Genomic DNA, 5,689 nt, shown 5'->3' with positions numbered 1-5,689 from the left:
TGCCTTGAGCACAAGGCTCCATCCATCGACCAGGATGAACATCAGTATTTTGATGGGCAGGGCAATGGTGGTYGGGGGCATCATCATCATCCCCAGAGCCATGAGAATGCTCGACACGATGAGGTCTATCAGCAAAAACGGCAGGAAGATCACAAAGCCGATCTGGAACGCCGCGCGCAGCTCGGACAGCATGAATGCTGGGATGAGCTGTACATTGCTAATGTCGTCCATGGTCTGCGGAACCGGCGCCTTTGATAGTTCCACCATCAGCGCCAGGTCGGGCTCACGCGTCTGTCGGACCATAAATTCACGCAAGGGACCCACGCCTTTGTTGTAGGTTTGTTCCATGCCGATCCGCCCCGCCATGAACGRCTCGAAAGCATCCACATTGATTTTCTGCAGGACCGGCGACATCGTGAACATCGTCAAAAACAAGGCTAAGCCGATCAGCGCGGTATTGGGTGGCGTCTCGGGCATGCCGATAGCGTGGCGCAGCATGGACAGCACGATGATGATGCGCATAAAACTGGTGAGGCATACCAGCAACGCCGGCAGTATCGCAAGAACCGTCAGGCCGAGCACGACACGCAGGGCTTGCGAGGTTTCCGTCGCGGGTGTTTTACTTGCCGAGACAGCAACCGCGGGCGCGCGGCGGGCCGCCGTGGACGTCGGCGTTCCGGACAGCATCGGGCTGGCCTTTAGTTGAATCTCAGGCTCCCCAGCCGAATTTCGAACCACCGCGGTTTCGGCGCTCATTGCACCTTCCGCGACATCCGGCGCTTGGGCATGCACGCCCACCCATGAYGCCATACCGATGAGGATGCCCGCAACCCAACGCAACAACAAAGCGGCAAACGATGAGCGCCTCATGTTGTACGCTCTGGCTGCATCGGAACGGGATGGCTTTGCCCGCCGGAGCTCACAGACGACTCAATCACTGCGTGCTCCGACAGCAAGGTCATGGCCTGGTCGGTACAGCCGATTAGCAAACGACGCCCTCGCCATTCGATGTCGTGAACACTGTGCTTGGGTGATAGCCGGGTCACCCCATGGAGCAGAACATCCCTGGATGAAGCACTGCCCCACCAGCTTGAACGCTTTGCGGTGTCAACGCTGGCAGCCGGCCGGCGATTTCGCCATATCCAGATGGCAAAACCCGCAAAACCAAGCGCCAAAATCGCCGTGATGGCAGTTAGCGGCGGCCCCTCACCGCCGGACGACGAGGCCGAGTCCTGCTTGAAAGGAATCGTCTTGGGCAAGGCAATGACGCTTGTGGCAGCGGAGGCGGAGGGTGCTCCCGCCGATGCAGCCGTGCCTTGGCTGAACGCGGTGGCATGGCTGAACAACAGGCAAACCGCCGCCACTTTCAGGGTTCGGAAAAAATAAGGCAAACGCTTGAGCAAATCGGCAAGCCTCATGGCTTGACTTCAGCCAGCAAGCCACTTTCAAGATTTAGCGGCAAAGGCAACTCCGTGATGCGAACCGCGAAATGTTCGTCCAGCGCCACCAATTGGCCGCGGGCAACCACCTGGCCTTCGAGCAACAAATCGACAGGCTGGCCCACAGTCCGGTCCAGCACCAGCACCTGATTTTTTGTTGCGGACATCAGCTCGCCCACCGTGAGCGTTGCCGATCCCAGGTAGACCTGCAACGTAGCCTTCACCTGGTGAATGGGATGAGCGGCATGACCCTCGGGCCGCCAGCTCTTTTTCTCGGGAGCTGCCGCGTCACTCGGCTGGTGCCTGTCGTTGGCCGGCGCATGGGGAAATGTGATCGGTCGTACCGTAAGAGCCGACACGTCAGGCTTTTCGGCATCGGCGCTTGAATAAGCAGGGTTTTGGGGTGGCGGGTTCATGATTTTTTCAGCAGCTGTATTCACGTTATGTCTCAGGGTCTTTTGGGGGTGGCGGTGAGTTCCAGGGATTTAAAGCCGCTTGTTTGTGTCATCCAGGCATGCGCCACTTTTTCGCGATTCTCCGAGAAGACCTGCGAAGGGTGGTCCAGCGGGTGCTCAAGCGCGATGACGTCACCGACCCGAAGGCTTTGGAGGGCACCCAGCGAAATGGTGCATGGAAGCAAATAGGCATCGAGCGCCAGCGTGCGTCGGCACAAGGCATCATCAACGCGGACGCAGTCGGCTTGCCTGAACGGCTTCTGGCTAGCGCGCGGCTTTTCCTCGCCAGCCTTGGCGAGCATGGCGTCCACGCTGACCGCTTCCAGCGCCACCGTCCATTGCAGGTCCGCGGCAGAGAACTCGACGAGCAACACGCCGGAAAATTCATTCGGACGCGGCCAGTCGACCGTTCGCCCCTCCATCTTCGGCGGCATGCCAGCGGCAGCACCCGGCGGTGTACAGGCAATAGCCCATCGCTGCTGGAAATCCTGCCACATGGACCGCGCCATCTCCGCTGCCATAGATCCCAGCGCCGGAGCAGGCTCGGGCAACTGGCGCTCGTCCGCCGTACCCCATAGCCAGGTGGCAAAACGCTCCACCGGGAATTCAGGCGCCGCCACATCAACATCGCCCGCGCGGCAACGCATTCTCAGCAAACCGGCGCCGGGGTTGGCAGGCTCGCAAACCAGCCATTTTGGATTCCAGGCGACGTACACCGAATCGGCAGCATCGCGGACCACAACCTGAAAACTCTCTGAGTCCGGACTCTTGCCGCGCCAATCCCATGCACTACGCCACGACATAAGCATCGCTGAAATAGTGGCGCTCACGCGTGCGCGCCGGTCAGTGGAAAACACCCTGAGCTCGCGGAGTTTTGGAGCGGCGTCGGCTTCTGACACCAGGATTTTCCTTGCAACAGATACATCGGCCATTATTTGCCTTTCAGCGCAAACAGTTCCTGCAGCATCTCATTGGCCGTCGAGATTACCTGCGAACTCGCCTGAAAGCCTCGCTGCATCACCACCAGGTCGCTAAACTCCTGCGAGAGGTCCACGTTGGCAATCTCCACGGAAGAGKAGCGAATCGAACCAAAGCCGCCCTCCTCCGCGCTGCCTGTCAGCCAGTGCTCCGGATCCAGCGCACTGAACTGGTTGTTGCCCACCGTACCCACCGCATCCAGCGAATCGAAGCGGCCAAGGGCCAAGCGCGCGCCCTTGACACTTTGGCTGTTCGAATAACCTAGCACCAGGGTCCCCGTGGAATCAAAACTGGCCTGAGTCAAGGCACCCGGCGTGACGCCATCCTGCGAGGACATGGCGAGCGTGGACAGGTTGCCCGCAGCAAAGGAGGTCACGTCGGTGCTGAAGTCCAGCAGCAGCGGAATCGCCGCGCTTCCAACTGGCGTATAGCTCACGCTGAGTTTCGAGGTCGCTGCGGTCGGCTTGCCGTCGAAAAAAATAATCTGGCGGGTCGCAACCACYGTGGTGCCGTCGAGCAATTCAACCTTCCAGCTTCCGGCTGTTGTCGCGTCCGTGTTGGTGAATTTAACGCTGAGGGTATGGGCGCCGCCCAGCGCATCGATAACCCGTACGCCGCCCACGGTCTGGTCGGTGAGGGTGCTGGAAATATTGCCGTTGAATTTCACGTTCGCGGTAGCCTTTCCCGCATTGGTGCTCAGTCCGGCGAGGCTGATTTCGGTGAGCCCACCGTCGGAGCCACGGCCCATGACCTTGGCGTTGTCCGCCTGGTTCACAAGCATGCCGTCACCATTGAATTTAAACTGCCCCGCGCGCGTATAGGTGATCTTCCCCTCCGCGTCCCTGAGAATGAACAGCCCCTGGCCGTCTACAGCCATATCCAGCGGATTGTCAGTTTGACGAATTTCGCCTTGTTTGAACGAGAGCACGGTCGAGCCCGCATTCAGCCCGTAACCCAAGCCACCGTAGCTGCCCGAGCCACTGCCACTGGCCAGATTGCTGTTGGAATAAAAGAGGTCGGAGAACTGCAGGCTGGAGCCCTTGAACCCCGGGGTATTCAGGTTGGCCGTGTTGTTGGCGATGACACGCAAACCTTTGGAATACCCCAGCAGACCGGTCATCCCTACGTAGATCGAATCAAGCATTTTTTTCTCCCCTTGTACCGTGCATGTTTGTTGCGCCTTAGCGTACCGCGACGATCTGGCTGATACTGATGCCGTCGATCACCGCCCCAGAGGCGGTTTTCACGCTGAGGGCCGGCGAGCTTCCCTGCAGGGACAGCGCCATGACGGTGCCCGTCAGCGTACCGGAAGCGGTGGTGGCATCGACGGTGCGTCCAATCAGCCCCACCGACTGCAAGGCTGCCTGGTTGTTGATCAGGGTCTCGATTTTCGTGTTGAGCTGCTGGGTCTGCTCGACGCTGGTGAACTGCGCGATCTGGGCCATGAACTCCTGGTTGTCCATTGGCTTGAGCGGGTCCTGGTACGAGAGCTGGGTCAACAACACCTTCAGGAAGTCCTGGAGCCCCAGGCTGCTGGCCTGCAAGTTGGACGAAGAACCGCTTGGGGACGCGCTGATCGCGGAGATAGTCATGGAAACTCCTTGGGCTGTGTGAAATAAGGAAACGCTGGAATGAACGAGGAAGAAACTTCAAAAACGGTCTTGCCATTGCAGACCAGCTTGACAAGCCTGCTGCGCTGCCCCTGAAGGCAGGCTCTGATGTGGGGCAAAAGCTGCGCGAGCTGCTCATCCCCGGACTCGGCTCGTGCATCAATGCCTAGCCATACGGCGACATCGTGCCCGGTCCATTCGGCATACAGGCGTATCGCCTTCGAATCGAGATCGGCCTCTTCGCTTGGTGAACCCAGTCCTGCCAGCACATTGAGTGCATCCGCCATGTCCCCGGGATCAGTCGGAGGAGCCAAACCAACGACCTTCAGGCGCGAGACGCCTGCCAGCGCAAGCGCCAGACTGGCCGCCCGTATATCCGTGACAAGCATACGGCTGGCTTCGGGCTTGGGCGCTTGCGCAGCCATCAGGGCGGGTGCCTGTATCCCGGGCCCACAATTTGGCACCGGACCGGCGCCCATCAGCGTCGGTGTCACCCTGCGTCCGTCCGCCTTCACCGCATTGTTGGACGATGCGGGGCGCTGTGCATCTGAATTCAAAGTAGCCTGGCTGGTGGTGCCTTTGGGCCGGCCGTCGCTGCGCGGTGCAGCTTGTCGCGGTTTGAACCAGGTGTCCAGTTGCGCCCGCTCCATCTCGCGATTCCAGGCACCGGCCGATTGCGGATGATCGCCGGCCGCCGCTTGCTGCGATCCTGCACCAGCCTTGGTCACCAGCCGCGACGCTCCAGGATTTTCCCGGAGCGGGAACAACGGAGAACTCATGCGCCGCCTCCGGGTTCAAGCGGGAAGGTAGTGGGCGCCCTGTTGAAGCCCTCGCGCGTCATCCAGTCCCGGTCGGCTTCGGTCGCGTGAAGGCGCGACTGCTCACGCACGTAAGTATCGATGACGGCCGATTCGTGGGACCGAAACCCTTCAAGCCGGGTTTCGGCCGCCCCGCACAACAGCAACAAGCCATCGCGTGCTCTGTCCAGCATGGCCACTTGTGCCTGAGTCTTCTCCATCGAAGCCTGCAGCTGCGCCAGGTAGAGCAGTCCGGCCTGGTGCATCGAAGCGTCCAGGCGCACCTGGAGCTGCTGCCCCAGCTTCTCGGATGTCTGCCTGTGCAGACTTTTCGTGGCGCTCAGCGCGGCCCGTGCCGAGGCCAGTTCGTGCTGCGCTTTGGCAAGTTTTCCATTCAGCTCGTCGAGCTC

At 60.4% G+C, this 5,689-nt stretch carries 8 protein-coding genes; all 8 read right to left on the bottom strand.

The genetic code is table 11. The features are described 5' to 3' along the window. Positions 1–870, bottom strand: an 870-nt coding sequence (fliP, locus tag AC1D0Z_RS15025; protein WP_477659027.1) for a flagellar type III secretion system pore protein FliP, incomplete at its 3' end; no start/stop codon positions are given. Beyond that, complete coding sequence (locus AC1D0Z_RS15020; protein ID WP_477659026.1) at positions 867–1,418, bottom strand: hypothetical protein; 552 nt, start codon at positions 1,416–1,418, stop codon at positions 867–869. The genes fliP and AC1D0Z_RS15020, both read right to left, overlap by 4 nt. Then, positions 1,415–1,855 carry a FliM/FliN family flagellar motor switch protein gene (locus tag AC1D0Z_RS15015; protein WP_477659025.1) on the bottom strand — a complete coding sequence of 147 codons (441 nt, stop codon included), beginning with the start codon at positions 1,853–1,855 and terminating at the stop codon, positions 1,415–1,417. Before AC1D0Z_RS15015 ends, AC1D0Z_RS15020 begins: the two co-directional genes overlap by 4 nt. A gap of 32 nt (positions 1,856–1,887) precedes the next feature. Next, positions 1,888–2,793: a hypothetical protein gene (locus AC1D0Z_RS15010; protein ID WP_477659024.1), complete on the bottom strand. Its 906-nt coding sequence runs from the start codon at positions 2,791–2,793 to the stop codon at positions 1,888–1,890. A gap of 32 nt (positions 2,794–2,825) precedes the next feature. Continuing rightward, positions 2,826–4,016, bottom strand: a complete 1,191-nt coding sequence (locus tag AC1D0Z_RS15005) for a flagellar hook-basal body complex protein (RefSeq protein WP_477659023.1) — start codon at positions 4,014–4,016, stop codon at positions 2,826–2,828. Positions 4,017–4,053: 37 nt separating this feature from the next. Beyond that, positions 4,054–4,464: a flagellar hook assembly protein FlgD gene (locus AC1D0Z_RS15000; RefSeq protein ID WP_477659022.1), complete on the bottom strand. Its 411-nt coding sequence runs from the start codon at positions 4,462–4,464 to the stop codon at positions 4,054–4,056. Then, positions 4,461–5,261 (bottom strand): hypothetical protein, encoded by an 801-nt coding sequence (locus tag AC1D0Z_RS14995; RefSeq protein WP_477659021.1) that lies wholly within the window; start codon positions 5,259–5,261, stop codon positions 4,461–4,463. Before AC1D0Z_RS14995 ends, AC1D0Z_RS15000 begins: the two co-directional genes overlap by 4 nt. Further along, on the bottom strand, positions 5,258–5,689 hold a 432-nt coding region (locus AC1D0Z_RS14990; RefSeq protein ID WP_477659020.1), incomplete at its 5' end, for a hypothetical protein. The genes AC1D0Z_RS14990 and AC1D0Z_RS14995, both read right to left, overlap by 4 nt.

This window comes from Polaromonas sp. P1_E3, assembly GCF_056405935.1.
This window is presented reverse-complemented; position numbering and strand designations above follow the sequence as displayed.